Source organism: Gemmatimonadaceae bacterium (assembly GCA_036003045.1).
Taxonomy (GTDB): domain Bacteria; phylum Gemmatimonadota; class Gemmatimonadetes; order Gemmatimonadales; family Gemmatimonadaceae; genus JAQBQB01.
On sequence record DASYSS010000083.1, the window covers coordinates 16,877 to 32,962 of the forward strand.

A 16,086-nucleotide genomic window follows, 5' to 3' on the forward strand; every position below is an offset into this window, starting at 1 on the left:
AGTTTTCTAATGCACTCGATCGTCCGCGCGGCCCTGATCGCGCTTGTTCCGACAGTTGGTCTGGCCGCGCTAGGGGGAGGCCAGGCGACGAAGATCGCCTTCGTCAACACGGCGGCGCTCATGGAAGCGGCACCGGGGCGCGATTCCGCGACGGCCATCCTTACGCGTGAAGGCAACGCGTTCCAGGCGCAGCTCTCCAAGCTCCAGGACTCGGTGAACGCGCGGCTCACGAAGTTCCAGAAGGACGAGCCGACGATGACCGCTGCCAACAAGGACAAGGAGTCGAAAGCGCTCCAGGCGCTCGAACAGGAACTGCAGACCAAGAATTCGCAGTTCCAGCAGCAGTACGACCAGCGCAAGCAGGAAGTCTTGGCGCCGATCACCGACATGGTGAAGAAAGTCCTCGACGATCTGCGCGAGGAAGGCAACTACGCGATGATTCTCATGAACGATCCGGGGCAAACGCCGATCGTCTCGGCCGACAAGAATCTCGACATCACGGACAAAGCGATCTCGCGTTTGCGCGCGACGAAAGCGCCGGTAATACCAGCGACGAAGGCAGGCGCGCCTGCGGGTCCGGCCGGTGTCACGCGTCCGGGGCCCAAGCCGCCGGCGAAGTGACGGCCGACTCGCCTGAAGGGGCGGGGCGATCCAACAAGACAAACGGCGGTGAGGGCGGAGTCGTCCTCACCGCCGCGGCCATTGCGGAGGCGGTCTCCGGGCGGTTGGTAGGCGATCCCGCCGTCTCGATCTCCGGGATCGCGCCGCTGGACCGTGCATCGCCGACGGATCTGAGCTTCCTCGGAGCGCCCAAGTACGCCCCGGCGTTCGCCGCGTCGCGGGCCGGCATCGTGCTGATCTCACCGGAGCTGGCCGAAGCCCCGGGGCAGGTGGCCAGCCGTGTGGTGGTCGAACGCCCGCAAGAGGCGCTGTTGTCGCTCCTGCCGCGGTTCCATCGGCGAGCCGACGCGGCGCAGGGCGTCCACCAGACCGCCGTCATCGGCCGAGGGGCGCGGCTGGGACGCAACGTCTCGATCGGTCCCTATGCCATCCTTGGCGATCGCGTCGTTCTCGGCGACAACGTCGTCGTCGGCGCCCACTCGGTGATCAGCGAAGGGGTGGAGGTCGGCGACGACTGCCGTCTCTACCCGACGGTGACGGTCTATAGCGGGTCGCGGATCGGGCGCCGCGTGATCATTCACGCCGGCGCGCGGATCGGTTCGGACGGATTCGGTTACCTGCAGAAGGACGGCGCACATCTCAAGATTCCGCACGTTGGCCGGTGCCTGATCGAGGACGACGTGGAAATCGGCGCCAACTCGACAATCGATCGCGGGAGCATCGACGATACCGTCGTCGGCGCCGGGACCAAGATCGACAACCTGGTGCAGATCGCGCACAACGTCCGCATCGGGAAGTTTTGTTTGATCATGGCGCAGGTCGGCATCGCCGGATCCGTCCGCGTGGAGGACGGCGCGATGCTTCTCGGCCAGGTAGGCGTATCGGGGCATCATACGGTGGGCGCCAAGTCGGTGCTTGCTGCGCAAGCCGGTGTCTTTGGCGATATTCCAGCCGGTGAAACGTGGTCGGGATACCCGGCGCGCCCTCATAAGGAAGCGCTTCGGGCCCAGGCCGCGCTCTTCAAACTTCCCAGCCTCATTCGCCGAATCGAGCGCCTGCTCGAGTCCACGCCCGATACAAAATGAATCGTCGCACGATTGCTCACCCGGTGTCGCTCGACGGGGTCGGGCTGCACTTGGGGGAACCGTGCTGCCTGCAGTTTCATCCGGCGGCCAGCGGCGCTGGAATCACCTTCCGGCGCATGGATCTCGAGGGTTCGCCGACGATCCCGGCGCTTGCCGAACACGCGCTGCTCACGGAACGCCACACTCAGCTCGGAGCCGACCCCGTGTCGGTGCACACGGTCGAGCACGTGTTGGCGGCGGTCGCCGGCTGCGGCTTCGACGACGTCGAGATTCGGCTCGACGGCCCGGAGCCGCCGATCATGGACGGCAGCGCGGCGCCGTTCGTGGAAGCGCTCGCGTCGGCCGGCGTGCTCGAGCAGCGGGGTGAAGTCCGCTACCTCACGCTCCGCAAGCCGCTGTCGTTCGCCGACGGAGAGTCGCGCTACGAGGTGATGCCGGCGTCGGAGCTCCGGCTGGATGTCACGATCGACTTCCCGCATCCGATGATCGGGGTCCAGCGCTGCTCGTACCACCATGCGCACAACGCGTTCGCGACGGAGATTGGTCCGGCGCGCACCTTCGGCTTCATGCGGGAGGTGGACGCCCTTCGCTCGAAGGGGCTCATTCAAGGGGCGTCGCTGGACAACGCCGTGGTCCTGGACGAGACGGCGGTTCTCGGTTCGCCGCTCCGGTGGCCCGACGAATTCGTGCGGCACAAGGCGCTGGACTGCCTCGGCGATCTCGCGCTCGCCGGCATGCGGGTGCGGGCCCACGTCACGGCGGTCAAGCCCAGTCACCGTGGGACCGTGCAACTGGTTCGTGCAATGAAAGACGCCGCGACGGGAGGAGAAAAGGCCGTGATGGAAATCGAAGACATCATGAAGGCGCTGGCGCATCGTTATCCCTTTCTCCTCGTGGACCGGATCCTCGAGATCGACGAGAAGCGCGTGGTCGGCCTTAAGAACGTGACGATCAACGAGCCGTTTTTTCAGGGGCATTTCCCCGGACATCCAATCATGCCGGGAGTGCTGATCATCGAGGCGATGGCGCAGGTCGGTGGAATGTTGCTGATGGGTTCCGTCCCGGACCCGTCGTCGAAGGTCGTGTATTTCACATCGCTCAACAACGTGAAGTGGCGCCGGCCGGTGAGGCCCGGCGACCAGCTGCGCTTCGAGCTGGAGCTGCTGCAGGTGCGAGGAATGATGTGCAAGATGTCCGGCATCGCGAAGGTGGATGGCCAGGTGGTCTGCGAAGCCGAAATGGGCGCGGTGGTGCGCGACAAATGAGCGCGTCGATTCATTCGACTGCGATCGTCCATCCGAGGGCGACCGTCGCCGACGACGCCGAGATCGGACCGTTCGCGATGGTGGGCGAAAATTGCACGGTCGGCCCCGGATCGGTGATCGCCACGCGCGCGGTCCTCGAGCGAAACGTCTGTCTCGGGCGCGACGTGAAGGTCGGCGTGGGCACGGTGATCGGCGGCGATCCGCAGGACCTCAAGTACAAAGGTGAGCCGACGACGGTCGAGATCGGGGACGGGACGGTGATCCGCGAGTACACGACGATCAATCGCGGAACGACGCACTCGTTCAAGACCACGGTGGGGAAGAACTGTTTCCTCATGTCGTACGTGCACCTGGCGCACGACTGCCATATCGGCGACGGTGTGATCATCTCGAACGGCACGCAGCTCGCCGGCCACGTGACGATCGACTCGAAGGCGATCTTGAGCGGGCTGGTCGCCGTCCACCAGTTCGCGACGATCGGAGGCTACTGCTTCATCGGCGGCTGCTCGCGCGTCGCGAAAGACGTTCCGCCGTACGTGAAGGCGGTCGGCAACCCGATCAAGCTTTATGGTCTCAACAGCGTGGGGCTGGAGCGAAACGGAATCCCTGAGGAAGTACGCCGAGAGCTCAAGCGCGCGTACCGGCTCTTCTTCAAGTCGGGGCTGAACCTGACGCAGGCGCGTGAGCGCGCGGCGGCGGAGCTGCACGCGTATCCGGAGATCAAGGAGTTCCTGGCGTTCTTCGACCGTAGCGACCGCGGGTCGGTGGTGGGATGACGATTCGGGTCGGCGTGGTTGGCGCGGGAGCGCTCGGCTTTCATCACACCCGAATCCTGCGCGACGTTCCGGGCGCGACGCTCGTCGGCTTTCACGATTCGGATTCGGCCCGATCGGCGACGGTCGCGTCCGAGCTCGGGGTGACGTCGTTCGCGTCGCTGGAGGCGCTGCTCGACCAGGTGACGGCGGTGACGATCGCGGTGCCGACGCCCGCGCACTTCGCCGTCGCGGCGCCCGCGCTGGAGCGCGGACTGCACGTGCTCGTCGAAAAGCCGATCGCGGCGACGCTCGACGAGGCGGATGCGCTGTTGGCCATCGCCAAGCGTACGGGCGCGGTGATTCAGACGGGGCACATCGAGCGATTCAACCGCGCCGTCCGCGGCGCGTTGCCGTATGTCGAATCGCCGCGTTTCATCGAGAGCGACCGGCTCGCGCCGTTCAATCCGCGCGGGTCGGACGTGGCCGTCGTGCTCGATCTGATGATCCACGACATCGATCTGGTGCGGACGTTCGTCGGCGGAGGGGTGGCGTCGGTTGCCGCGGTCGGCGTGCCGGTGCTGACGCCGTTCGTCGACATCGCGAATGCGCGGCTCACGTTCGATTCGGGCGCGGTCGCCAACATCACGGCGAGCCGCGTGTCGCGCGAACGCATGCGCAAGCTCCGCATCTTTCAGCAGAGCGGGTACCTGTCACTCGATTTGGCCGCGGGCACGGGAGAGATCTACCGTCTGCGGCGCGACGTGGACCTGGCGGCGCTCGTGCGCGACGCGCGTGGCGCGCAGGCGATCGAATCGTACGTGGAACGCATCGCCATCGACGCGTCCGAGGGAGAGCCGCTCCGGCTCGAGCTCGAGGCGTTCGTGCGCGCCGTGGGCGGAGACGGGCCGCCGCCCGTCACGGGCGACGACGGCCGCGAAGCGTTGGCCGTGGCGTTGACGATCGTCCACGACATCGAACGAACGGGCCCGCGACTCGGCGGAATGCCGACGGGCGTGATGTCGAGCGACGCGCTGGCCGGCACGGCAGGCATTCGTGCGTGAGATTCTGTTCGTCGCCGGAGAAGTTTCCGGCGATTTGCACGCGGCGCGCGTGATGCGTGAGCTCGTGGCGCGCGGTGCGGCCACGCGCTTCCATGCCGTCGGCATCGGCGGCGACGAGATGCGCGCCGCCGGCGTCGAGCTCGTCGAGCACGTCGAGCAGCTCGCCGTCATGGGTTTCATCGAGGTGCTCGAGCACGTGCCGAAGCACTGGGCGCTGCTGCGGAACCTCGAGCGCCGGATCAAGAGCGGCAACGTGGCGCTCGTCGTGCTGATCGACTATCCGACGTTCAACATGAAGGTCGCCGACGCCGCCGCGGTTGCCGGCGTTCCGGTGCTCTATTACGTCACGCCGCAGGTGTGGGCGTGGGGTGCCGACCGACTCGAGCGCCTCTCGAAGACCGTGACGAAGGCGGCGGCGATTCTTCCGTTCGAGGAGCCGCTGCTCCGCGCGCACCACATCGACGCGACCTTCGTCGGCCACCCGTTGCTCGACCGGCTCGATCAGCTTCCCGATCGCTGCGAGGCGCGCCGAAACCTGGGATTGGGCGACGACGCTCGCGTGCTCGCGCTCTTCCCGGGGAGCCGGGCGCAGGAGATTCGTCGTCATCTGGACGGATTCGTCGAAACCGCGCGCGAGCTGCAACGGCGCGATCCGTCGTTGAAGGTCGTCGTCAGCGCGGCGCCGCACGTCGAGCTCGATCCACGCCGATGCCCGTTCCCGGCGGTGCGGTCCGCGTCGTTCGCGATTCTGCGCGCCGCGGACGCCGCGTTGTGCAAGAGCGGCACGACGACGCTCGAGGCCGCGGTCGCGGGGTGTCCGCTCGCGGTCGCGTACCGCACGAGCCGGCTCACCTATGCGGCGGCTCGCCGTTTGGTAAAGATCTCGAATATCGGTCTCGTGAACGTCGTGGCGGGGACCCGTGTGGCGCCCGAGTTCGTGCAGGACGCCTTTCAGCCGCCGGCAGTCGCCGACGCCCTGGCGCCGCTGCTCGACCGCGGCAGCGCCGAGCGGCGCGCGATGATCGAAGGGCTCGCTCGCGTCCGCACGTCACTTGGACAGCCCGGCGCGGCGGGCCGCGTGGCCGACATGGCGCTGTCCCTCGCCGACCGGGCCCCCGATGGCCACTGAGGCGCCTCGGGCCGCGGCCGACGCGCGCGCCGAGCGGCGGATCGCGCGCATCGCGTGGTGGGGAACCTGGCTCGTCCGTGTTCTCGGCGCGACCTGGCGCATTCGAATTCGCCACGACGAGCCGGTGCGCCAACGTCGCGCCGGCAAGCAGCCGATCGTGTTTTCGCTCTGGCATGGCCATCTCCTCGCGCTGCTGTATCATCATCGCAATGAGGGCGTCACAGTGATGATCAGCGAGCACGGCGACGGCGAGATCATCGCGCGCATCGCCGAGCGACTGGGCTTTCGCACGGTGCGCGGCTCGACGTCGCGCAACGCGGCTCGCGCGCTGCTGGAGGCGTCGCGCGTCATCGAGCAGCGCGGCGATGTGGCGATCACGCCCGACGGCCCGCGCGGCCCGGCGCGCAGCGTCGCTCCGGGCCTCGCGATCGTGGCGCATCGTACCGGAGCCCCGGTGATCGCGGCTGTCGCGCACGCGCGATCTCCCTGGCGGCTGTCGACGTGGGATCGGTTCGAGATTCCGCGGCCGTTCAGCCGCATCACCATCGCGTACAGCGATCCCCTGTACGTCGATGCGGTGGAGGCTCGCGAGGCGGCGGGGGCGGTGGATCGCGTCGCCGAGACCATGACCGCGACGGAGCGCGTGGCGCATGGCTGATCCTCTCGCGCTCGAGCAGCTCTGGTACGGCAAGGACCCCGCGTCGGCGTTCGCGCGAACGCTGTTGACGCCGGCGTCGCTCGTCTACGGCGGCGCCGTCGGCATGCGCGACGCCCTCTACGACGTCGGATGGCTGCGCACGCACCGCGCGCCGATCTCCGTCGTGAGCGTCGGGAATCTCACGGTCGGCGGGACGGGGAAGACGCCGGTCGCGGCGTGGATCGCGCGCGGTTTGGCGGCGCGCGGCGCGCGACCGGCCATCGTGTTGCGCGGCTACGGCGACGACGAGCCGCTCGTGCATCGGTCGCTCAACCGATCCGTCCCGGTGATCGTCGGGGCCGATCGGCTGGCCGCGGTGGAACGCGCGGCGGCGGACGGCGCCGACATCGCGGTGCTCGACGACGGATTCCAGCATCGCCGCGTCGCGCGCGACGTGGACATCGTGCTGGTGAGCGCCGACCAGTGGGGAGGGGCCGGCGACGTTCGGCTGCTGCCCGCCGGTCCGTGGCGCGAACCGTTGCACGCGGTTCGGCGCGCGACGCTCGTCGTCGTGACGTGCAAGGCCTCGTGTGACGACGCGGTAGATCGCGTACACGACCGGCTGGCGACGGTCGCGCCGATCGTGCCGCGCGTGTCGGTGCGGATCGTTCCACTCGACTTGGTGAACACGATGGACCGCAGCGAGACGCGCTCGTTGTTCGCGCTCGCCGGGCTCCGCATCGGCGTCGTCGCTTCGATCGGCGATCCGACGGCATTCGTGTCACAAGTGAGCGCGCTCGGTCCGCGCTTCAACCCGAAAGTCGACGCGCGACTCTTTCCCGACCACCACGCGTTCACCGACCGCGAAGTCGCCGAAGTCGCGCGCGATCTGAAGCACGTCGACATGGTGTTGTGCACGCTCAAGGACGCGGTCAAACTCGCCGCGCGTTGGCCTCGCCTTGGACCGCCGTTGTGGTATGTTTCTCAAGACGTGCAAGTCGAGCGCGGCGTCGGCGGCCTGGACTCCGTGCTCGATGGTGTCGTGCGCGCGCGAACGTCCCGAACCCCCCGAACGCCCTCTCAGGTCGCCGGCTGACGCCGGCCTGATTGCTTCCACATGGTCACCGATCTCCGACTCCCCACCGATAGAATCGTCCGACCGGATAAAGACCGGTTCCTCAACGAAGAAAATCCATTCGAGGCCATGATGTCGCGGTTCGACCGCGCCGCCGACCTGCTCGATCTCGAGCCGGGCCTCTACAAAGTCCTCCGACACCCCGAAAAGCAGATCACCATCTCCGTCCCCGTGATGATGGACAACGGGGAGGTCGAAGTGTTCATCGGCCACCGCGTGTTGTACAACACCTCTCGCGGTCCGGCCAAGGGCGGCATCCGGTTCGACCTGAACGTCACGATCGAGGAAGTGAAGGCGCTGGCGGCGTGGATGACTTGGAAATGCGCCGTGGTGAACCTTCCGTTCGGCGGCTCGAAGGGGGGCGTGGTGTGCGACCCGCTGAAGATGAGCGCCGGCGAGCTCGAGCGTCTCACGCGCCGCTATACCGCGGGAATCATCAACACGCTCGGCCCCGATTCCGACGTGCCCGCGCCCGACGTCAACACGAACGAACGCGTCATGGCGTGGGTGATGGACACCTACTCCATGCACATGCGTCACACGGTGACCGCCGTCGTCACGGGCAAGCCGATCGAGATGGGCGGATCGCTTGGCCGTCGCGAAGCGACGGGCCGCGGCTGCATGATCGTCACGCGCGAGGCGCTCAAGCACCTCGGCATGCCGATCCAGGGAACGACGGTCGCGGTGCAGGGATTCGGCAACGTGGGCTCGGTCGCGGCCGAGTTGTTGTCGCGCGAGGGGTGCAAGATCGTCGCGATCAGCGACCGCACCGGCGGCTACTTCAACCAGAACGGCCTCGACATCGAGGCGGCGATCAAGCACGTGAAGCGCGTGCGTTCGCTCGACGGCTTCGACGGCGGGGACCAAATCTCGAATGATGATTTGCTCGTATCCGACGTCGACGTGCTGCTCCCCGCGGCGCTCGAGAACGTAATCACCAGCAAGAATGCCGCGAAGATCCGCGCCAAGATCATCTGTGAGGGCGCGAACGGCCCGACGACGGCGAGTGCCGACTCGATCCTCGACGAGAAGGGAATCTTCGTGATCCCCGACATTCTTGCCAACGCCGGCGGCGTCACGGTCTCGTACTTCGAGTGGGTGCAGGATCGCGGCGGCTACTTCTGGACCGAGGACACCGTCAACGAGCGCCTGCACGACATCATGTGTCGAAGCTTCGCCGACGTGCTGCACCTGTCGAAGCAGCACAAGGTCAACATGCGCACGGCGGCGTACATGCTTTCCATCAGCCGCGTGGCCACGGTGCACCGGCTGCGCGGCATTTATGCGTAAGGCGTCGGCGGCGTGCCGGTGGTGTTCTCACCAAGGGTTGCGCCGCTGATGTGCGACGCTCCGGTCGATGCGTATCGTCGTGGCCGTGGTCGGCAAACCGCGCGACGCCAACCTCGCCGGAGCGATTCGGGACTATGAAACCCGCGCCGCGCGATACTGGCCGCTCGACGTACGCGAAGTGCGCCAGGAGTCGGCCGCCGATCTCTCGGCGAGCCGCGCGCGGGACGCTGAAGCCAAGCGCCTGCTCGTCGCGATTCCGCCAGCCGCGCAGGTGGTCGCATGCGACGTGACCGGCCGATCGTTCACCTCGGAGCGCTTCGCCGAGTGGCTGCAGGATTTGCGCGAGCGGGCGGGGGACGTCGCGTTCGTGATCGGCGGCGCGTTCGGGATCGGCGAGTCGCTCAGAAGCCGAGCGTCGTCGTCGTTGTCGCTCGCGCCGTGGACACTGCCGCACGAACTGGCTCGTCTCGTTCTCGCGGAGCAGCTGTACCGCGCGGGCACGATCGTGCGACGCGAGCCCTACCACAAATGACCCGGTCCGCCGCGCTCGCATGAGCCGCCCCGAAGTTCGAACCGAGTCGCTCGGCGGATCGCCGCTTTCGGTGGCCGCGCGCGCGGGTCGCCTGCCGGATTGGTATGCGCCGCTGCCGCGCGACGCCCGAGGATGGCGCGCCCATGCCCGCGACGTCGTGCGCGACGTTCCTTCCGATTGGCTCGACGCGCTTTCGCCCGCGTTTTCGGCGCGCGGCGCCGCGGCGAAGCGCTTGTCGCTGAGCGCCCACGGACAGGGAATCGTCGTCACGACGGGTCAGCAGCCCGGCTTGTTCGGCGGCCCGATCATGACGCTCGCCAAGGCGATCACCGCCCGCGCGATCGCCGACGTGCTGCGCGACGCCACCGGCCTTTCCGTGGCTCCGGTTTTTTGGGCGGCGACCGACGACGCGGATTTCGCCGAGACGGCGAGTGTGTGGGTGAGCACCGAGGCCGGCGCGGACGAGCTGCGGCTCACGCACGCACCGCGAGCGGGAACGCCGATGGCGCTCGCTCCGCTCGACGATTCGATTCGTCCGCTTGCCGAACGTCTTCGAGCCGCGTCGGGATCGGCGGCGCACTCGTCGTACCTCGATGAAGCCGTCGCCGCGTACTCCCGCCCGAACACGATCGGCGGGGCGTACGTCGAGGTGCTGCGCGAGTTGCTCGAGCCGCTCGAGATCGCGGTGCTCGACGCGTCGCACGAAGCGGTCATCGCGCGAGCGCGAGGAATTCTCGTCCAGGCCGCGCAGTCGGCCGAGTCGCTCGCGCTCGCGGTGCACGCGCGGTCCGAGGCGATTCGCGCGGCCGGCTTCCATCCGCAGGTCGAAGAGGTGGCCGGACTCTCGCTGGTCTCGATCACCGAAGATGGTAAGAAGCGGCGGCTGCCGATTCGCGAGGCGGCGGCGCCGAACATTCCGAGGAACGCGCATCTCTCGCCGACCGTGTTGCTCCGTCCGGTGGTCGAGCGGGCGATCCTGCCGACCGCCACCTACATCGGCGGACCCGGAGAGGTCGCGTATTTCGCGCAAGTGAGCGCCGTCGCGGAAACGCTGCGCGCGGCGATTCCGCGGATTGCGCCTCGCTGGTCGACGACGATCGTCGAGCCGCGCGTTCGTAAATGCCTCGACGGGCTCCGGCTGTCGCCCGACGACCTCGCTGACCCCCACGCCGCCGAGACGCGGACGGCGCGCGAGCGCGTCGCGCCCGACGTCGAGGCGGCGATTCAGCTGCTGCGCGCGGATCTGGCGCGCGCGCTCGGCGCGCTCCGCGCCGCCGACAGTCAGTTGCTCTCGCCGCGCGCGCTCGAGGGCGCCCAACGGGGAATCGAACATCGGATCGAGCGCCTCGAGCGGCGGGTGCTCGCCGGCGTGAAGCGGCGTGAGTCGGCGCTGATGCACGACATCGCCGTCGTCCGCGGGTCGCTCTATCCGGGCGGAATTCGACAGGAGCGACGCCAGGCATTCGTGCCCCTGCTCGCGAAGTACGGCCCCGCGCTCGTCGACGAGATGCTGACCGCCGCAAAGGCGCACGCGCGCGGGCTGGTGAACGACGTCACGACGCTCGCCGCGCCGTCCGTAGAAACCGCCGCGAGAGTATGACCGCGGCTGTCCGCGATTCGACGAGCGACGCAGCCGTTCCACCGCCGCGCCGCAGCGGCGGCGCGGCGACGATCGTCGCCACCGGGATCATGCTGTCGCGCGTGTTCGGTCTCGCGCGGCAGACGCTCATGGCGCATTTCCTCGGCGTCAGCGTCGCCGGCGACGCGTTCACGGCGGGGTTCAAGATTCCGCAAATTCTGAACAACCTCTTCGGTGAAGGCGCTCTGTCGGCGTCGTTCATTCCCGTGTATTCGCGGCTCGTCGAGGAGGGCAAGGACGAGGAAGCGGCGCGGCTTGCGGGCGCGATCCTCGGACTGCTGTCGTTCGTGGTCGCAATCGGCGTCCTGGTCGGCGTGCTGATCACTCCATGGCTCATTCCGCTGATCGCGCCGGGGTTCGACCCGGAGCGGCGGGCGCTGACCATCACGCTGGTGAGGATTCTGTTCCCGGGCGCCGGGCTCTTCGTCGTCGCGTCGTGGTGCCTCGGCATCCTGAACAGCCATCGCAAGTTTCTGATTTCGTACGCGGCGCCGATTCTTTGGAACGTCGCGATGATCGCCGCGCTGCTGGGGTTCGGCCCGGGGCGCGAGCCGCCTCGTCTCGCGGTGATCCTCGCCTGGGCATCGGTGGCCGGCGCCTTGTTGCAGTTCCTCGTGCAGTTGCCGACCGCGATCGCGCTCACTCGACCGTTGCGGGTGTCGCTCGACAGGAAATCGGCGCACGTGCAGACGGTGTCACGGAACTTCACGCCCGCGCTGACGAGCCGCGGCGTCGTTCAGATCAGCGGCTACATCGACCAGTGGCTGGCGAGCTTCCTCCCGGGCGGAATGGTCGCGACGCTGAGCTACGCCCAAACGGTGTATGTGCTGCCCGTGAGTCTGTTCGGGATGGCCGTCTCCGCGGCCGAGTTGCCGGAGATGTCGCGCGCGGTGGGAAGCGAGGAGCAAATCGCCGCGCAGTTGCGGTCACGAATCAGCTCGGGCCTTCGCCAGATCGCGTTCTTCGTCGTTCCGTCTGCGATGGCGTTTCTCGCGTTCGGCGACGTGATCGCCGCGCTGCTGTTCCAGAACGGCGGGCTATTCAAGGCGACCGACTCGCGCTTGGCGTGGGGGATTCTGGCCGGCTCGGCGGTGGGTCTCCTGGCGTCTACGCTCGGTCGCCTCTACTCCGTGACCTACTATGCGCTGCACGACACGCGGACGCCGCTTCGTTTCGCGCTCGTGCGGGTCGCTCTCACGACCGTGCTCGGCGCGCTGTTCGCGTTCGAGGGGCCGAAGGTTTTCGGGATCGATCCGCGGTGGGGCGCGGCGGGGCTGACGTCGTCGGCCGGCATCGCCGGATGGGTGGAGTTCACGCTCCTGCGAGGCCGGCTCAACCAGCGAATCGGTGTCACCGGATTGTCCGCCGGATTCGTCACAACGCTCTGGGGAGCGGCCGTCGTCGCCGCGGCGGCCGGCTGGGCCATGCGACTGTACGGCGTGGGCGACGCGAGGTTCGTAACGCGCGCGCTCGTGTTGCTGACGTTCGGCGTCGTCTACCTGGGCGCCACGCTCGCACTGGGCATTCCGGAGGCCCGCAGCGCGCTACGGCGTCTGCGGAGGCGGTCGCGCCGAGGGTAACTTTCGGCATGGCCCTGAAGGACTCCGTTCTCGACAAGATCGCGTACCTGCCCGAGTCGCCCGGTGTCTATCTGTGGCGCGACGCGGAAGGGATCGTGCTGTACGTCGGGAAGGCCAAGCGGCTGCGGTCGCGAGTGCGGAATTACATCGCCGCCGACCACGCCGAAAGCGTCAAAACGCGGGCGTTGATGATCGCCGCGGCGGACATCGACACGATCGTGGTGCCGAGCGAGGCGCACGCGCTGATCCTCGAGGCCAACCTCATCAAGGAGCACAAGCCGAAGTACAACATCGCGCTCCGCGACGACAAGTCATATCCGTACATCAAGGTTACGATCGCCGAGCCGTTTCCGCGGGTGCTGGTCACGCGGCGCCTGATCGACGACGGGAGCCGGTACTTCGGGCCGTACACCGACGTCGGCGCGATGAGGCGCGCGCTCAACGTCGTGAAGCGGATCTTCACGGTCCGGTCGTGCAATTACGACATGCCGAAGCAGATGCCCGAGCGGCCTTGCCTCGACTACTTCATCCATCGCTGCAAGGCGCCGTGCATCCTCGCCCAGACGCAAATCGAGTACGCGGCGATGATCGACGAGGTGCTCGTCTTTCTCGAGGGGCGCACCGACGAAGTGGCTCGGCGCGTGCGGGGAAGGATGGACGAGGCGGCGGCGGCGCTGGACTTCGAGGGGGCCGCGCAACTGCGCGACGCGCTCCACCATCTCGAGTCGATGGCCGAGCCGACGGTCGTGTTGTCGATCGACGGCGGCGACCGCGACGTGGTGGGATACGCGCGTGACGGCGACGACGCGGCGATCGCCCTGATGCGGATCCGGGGCGGCAAGCTGCTGGCGCGCGAACAGCAATTTCTCGAGAACGTCGAGGGAGAGACCGACGCCGCGGTGCTCGAGGCGTATCTCGCCGGCGGCTACGTGCGCCTGGACGACCGGGCGGCCGAGCTGCTCGTGCCGTTCGAGCCGGACGAGCGCGAGCTCGTCGAGGCCTCGCTCGAGCGTACGAAGATCATCGCGCCGCAGCGCGGCCCGCGCCGCGAGCTGGTCGACCTCGCCATCCAGAATGCGCGCCACTTGCTCGAGGAGCTTCGCCTGACGGGCGAGGAAGCCGAAGAGCGGGCGGGGGATCCGATTTACGAGTTACAACGGTCCCTTGGCCTGCAGAAAGTGCCGCGGGCGATCGTCTGTTTCGACATCTCGCACGCCCAGGGCACCGACACCGTCGCGTCGTGCATCTGGTTTCAGAATGGCCGTCCATATCGCGCGGAGTATCGCAAGTTCAAGGTGAAGACCGTCGAGGGGATCGACGACTTCGCGTCGATGCACGAAGTCGTGAAGCGGTACTTCACGCGGCGGCTCGAGGAGGATCGCCCGCTTCCCGAGCTCGTGTTGATCGACGGCGGCAAGGGGCAGCTCAACGCCGCCGCGGCCGCCCTGGAGGAGCTTTCGCTTGGCGCGATGCCAATCGTGAGTCTCGCGAAGCGCGAGGAGGAGCTGTTTCTGCTCGGGAGGCCCGAGCCGCTCCGCCTGCCGCGCCGCTCGCCCGCACTTCGAGTGCTGCAACAGGCGAGGGACGAAGCGCATCGGTTCGCGATCACGTTCCAGCGGAAGCGTCGTTCGCTGCGTACGATGACGTCGGAGCTGCTGCGCGTGCCGGGCATCGGCGAAGCGAAGCGACGCCAGCTTCTCGAGGCGTTCGGCAGTCTGCAAGGAGTTCGCGACGCATCCCCCGAGGCGATCGCCGCGCTTCCCGGCTTCGGCCGCAAGACGGCGGATCGCATCGTCGAGGCGTTGCAGCGCAGCTCACCGACCGCGCCGGCCGCGGCGTCGACTGCGGTAGCAGAGCAGGAAGATCACGACAATTCCGAATCTCACGCGGCGTCTCACGGCGCCGACAACTCTTCAGACAACACGTGAGCACCTGGCATCTCGAATGTTCAGCGTGCGCGACGCACGAGCAGGGCAGCGCGCGCGCCACGGTCTGTCCCAAGTGCGGGCAGCCGTTTCTCGTCATCTACGACTCCGCCATGCCGCCCAAGAGCGCGATGACCGCGCGCTGGGACATGTGGCGCTACGGCCCCGTGATGCCGCTCGGGGCGAATGAGGAGCCGGTCTCGCTCGGCGAGGGTCTCACGCCGATGCACGAGCTGCCCAAGCTCGCACGCGAGATCGGCGTCGGCCGGCTCTGGGTGAAGGACGAAGGCTTGAATCCGACGGCGTCGTTCAAGGCGCGGGGAATGAGCGCTGCCGTGACGCGCGCTCGCGGCTCGGGAGTTCCCGGGTTCGTCGTGCCGACGGCGGGCAACGCGGGCGCCGCGCTCAGCGCGTACGCCGCCGCCGCCGGACTGCCGGTGCGCGTCTACGCGCCCGATACCACTCCCAAACCAATTCTCGACACCATTCGCGCGCTGGGCGCCGATCTTCAGCTCGTGAAAGGGCACATCGGCGACGCGGGAAAGCAGGCGCGCGCGTTCGCCGCGGAGAGCGGATTCTTCGACGTCTCGACGCTGCGCGAGCCGTATCGCATCGAGGGTAAGAAGACGATGGGCATCGAGCTCGCCGAGCAGCTCGATTGGCGGCTGCCGACGCACATCGTCTATCCGACCGGAGGCGGCACTGGGTTGATCGGTATGTGGAAGGTGTTCGGCGAAATGGAGCGTGGCGGTTGGCTCGCGAAGGACATCGCGATGCCGCACATGATCGTGGCGCAGGCCGACGGCTGCGCGCCGATGGTCCGCGCCTTTTGCGCGGGCGAGGACCACGCGACGCCGTGGGAGAATCCCACGACGCACGCGAGCGGACTGCGCGTGCCCGGGCCACTCGGCGACCGTCTCATTCTGCGGGCGCTCTATGAGAGCAAAGGCGACGCGCACGCCGTGAGCGAAGACGCGATCCGCGCCGCGACGCTCGAGCTGTCTCGGGCGAGCGGCGTGGACACCGCGCCGGAAGGCGGATGCGCGCTGGCGGTCACGCGAGAGCTCGTCGCCGCGAACCGCATTCCGCGCGACGCGGAAGTGCTGGTGTTCAACACGGGCAGCGGCGCGTCTTACCGCTTCTGACCTTCATGCGCGTCGCGATCTTCGATCCATTCAGCGGTGTCGCCGGCGACATGGCGCTCGGCGCGCTCGTCCAGCTGGGACTCGAGCGCGAGTGGCTGACGTCATTGCCCGGCGTGCTCGGGCTGGACGGCGTGCAGGTCACGATTCGCGACGTGCGCCGCGCGGAGATCTCGTGCGCAAAGGTGGACTTCGAGATCCCGCCGCAACCGCACGGGCGACACCTGCACCACATTCGCGCGATCGTCGACAAGACTTCCGCGCCGCCGAAGGTCAAACAGCTCGCCGAC

At 67.9% G+C, this 16,086-nt stretch carries 15 protein-coding genes; all 15 read left to right on the forward strand.

Annotation, left to right across the window (positions count from 1 at the left end):
- The first annotated feature begins 9 nt into the window (after positions 1-9).
- Positions 10-621 (forward strand): OmpH family outer membrane protein, encoded by a 612-nt coding sequence (locus tag VGQ44_18400; GenBank protein ID HEV8448811.1) that lies wholly within the window; start codon positions 10-12, stop codon positions 619-621.
- Positions 618-1,706 carry a UDP-3-O-(3-hydroxymyristoyl)glucosamine N-acyltransferase gene (gene lpxD, locus VGQ44_18405; GenBank protein ID HEV8448812.1) on the forward strand — a complete coding sequence of 363 codons (1,089 nt, stop codon included), beginning with the start codon at positions 618-620 and terminating at the stop codon, positions 1,704-1,706. The genes VGQ44_18400 and lpxD overlap by 4 nt, the downstream gene beginning before the upstream one ends.
- Positions 1,703-2,971 (forward strand): UDP-3-O-acyl-N-acetylglucosamine deacetylase, encoded by a 1,269-nt coding sequence (gene lpxC / locus VGQ44_18410; GenBank protein ID HEV8448813.1) that lies wholly within the window; start codon positions 1,703-1,705, stop codon positions 2,969-2,971. Before lpxD ends, lpxC begins: the two co-directional genes overlap by 4 nt.
- Positions 2,968-3,747, forward strand: coding sequence for an acyl-ACP--UDP-N-acetylglucosamine O-acyltransferase (gene lpxA, locus VGQ44_18415; GenBank protein ID HEV8448814.1), 780 nt, complete (start codon positions 2,968-2,970; stop codon positions 3,745-3,747). Before lpxC ends, lpxA begins: the two co-directional genes overlap by 4 nt.
- Positions 3,744-4,787 (forward strand): Gfo/Idh/MocA family oxidoreductase, encoded by a 1,044-nt coding sequence (locus VGQ44_18420; protein ID HEV8448815.1) that lies wholly within the window; start codon positions 3,744-3,746, stop codon positions 4,785-4,787. Before lpxA ends, VGQ44_18420 begins: the two co-directional genes overlap by 4 nt.
- Complete coding sequence (lpxB, locus tag VGQ44_18425; GenBank protein ID HEV8448816.1) at positions 4,780-5,916, forward strand: lipid-A-disaccharide synthase; 1,137 nt, start codon at positions 4,780-4,782, stop codon at positions 5,914-5,916. Before VGQ44_18420 ends, lpxB begins: the two co-directional genes overlap by 8 nt.
- Complete coding sequence (locus tag VGQ44_18430) at positions 5,906-6,574, forward strand: lysophospholipid acyltransferase family protein (GenBank protein HEV8448817.1); 669 nt, start codon at positions 5,906-5,908, stop codon at positions 6,572-6,574. The genes lpxB and VGQ44_18430 overlap by 11 nt, the downstream gene beginning before the upstream one ends.
- Complete coding sequence (gene lpxK, locus VGQ44_18435; GenBank protein ID HEV8448818.1) at positions 6,567-7,649, forward strand: tetraacyldisaccharide 4'-kinase; 1,083 nt, start codon at positions 6,567-6,569, stop codon at positions 7,647-7,649. The genes VGQ44_18430 and lpxK overlap by 8 nt, the downstream gene beginning before the upstream one ends.
- A gap of 108 nt (positions 7,650-7,757) precedes the next feature.
- A complete protein-coding gene (locus VGQ44_18440) occupies positions 7,758-8,978 on the forward strand; it encodes a Glu/Leu/Phe/Val dehydrogenase (protein ID HEV8448819.1) in 1,221 nt (406 codons plus the stop codon).
- A gap of 67 nt (positions 8,979-9,045) precedes the next feature.
- Positions 9,046-9,510 carry a 23S rRNA (pseudouridine(1915)-N(3))-methyltransferase RlmH gene (locus VGQ44_18445; protein HEV8448820.1) on the forward strand — a complete coding sequence of 155 codons (465 nt, stop codon included), beginning with the start codon at positions 9,046-9,048 and terminating at the stop codon, positions 9,508-9,510.
- 19 nt (positions 9,511-9,529) lie between these two features.
- Positions 9,530-11,110 carry a bacillithiol biosynthesis BshC gene (bshC, locus tag VGQ44_18450; protein ID HEV8448821.1) on the forward strand — a complete coding sequence of 527 codons (1,581 nt, stop codon included), beginning with the start codon at positions 9,530-9,532 and terminating at the stop codon, positions 11,108-11,110.
- Positions 11,107-12,729 carry a murein biosynthesis integral membrane protein MurJ gene (gene murJ / locus VGQ44_18455; protein HEV8448822.1) on the forward strand — a complete coding sequence of 541 codons (1,623 nt, stop codon included), beginning with the start codon at positions 11,107-11,109 and terminating at the stop codon, positions 12,727-12,729. The genes bshC and murJ overlap by 4 nt, the downstream gene beginning before the upstream one ends.
- 8 nt (positions 12,730-12,737) lie before the next feature.
- Entirely contained in the window at positions 12,738-14,657 is a 1,920-nt protein-coding gene (gene uvrC / locus VGQ44_18460) for an excinuclease ABC subunit UvrC (GenBank protein ID HEV8448823.1), read from the forward strand.
- Complete coding sequence (locus tag VGQ44_18465; GenBank protein ID HEV8448824.1) at positions 14,654-15,799, forward strand: threonine synthase; 1,146 nt, start codon at positions 14,654-14,656, stop codon at positions 15,797-15,799. The genes uvrC and VGQ44_18465 overlap by 4 nt, the downstream gene beginning before the upstream one ends.
- A 5-nt stretch (positions 15,800-15,804) precedes the next feature.
- Positions 15,805-16,086 (forward strand): nickel insertion protein (larC, locus tag VGQ44_18470; protein HEV8448825.1); only part of this gene is annotated, 282 nt, incomplete at its 3' end.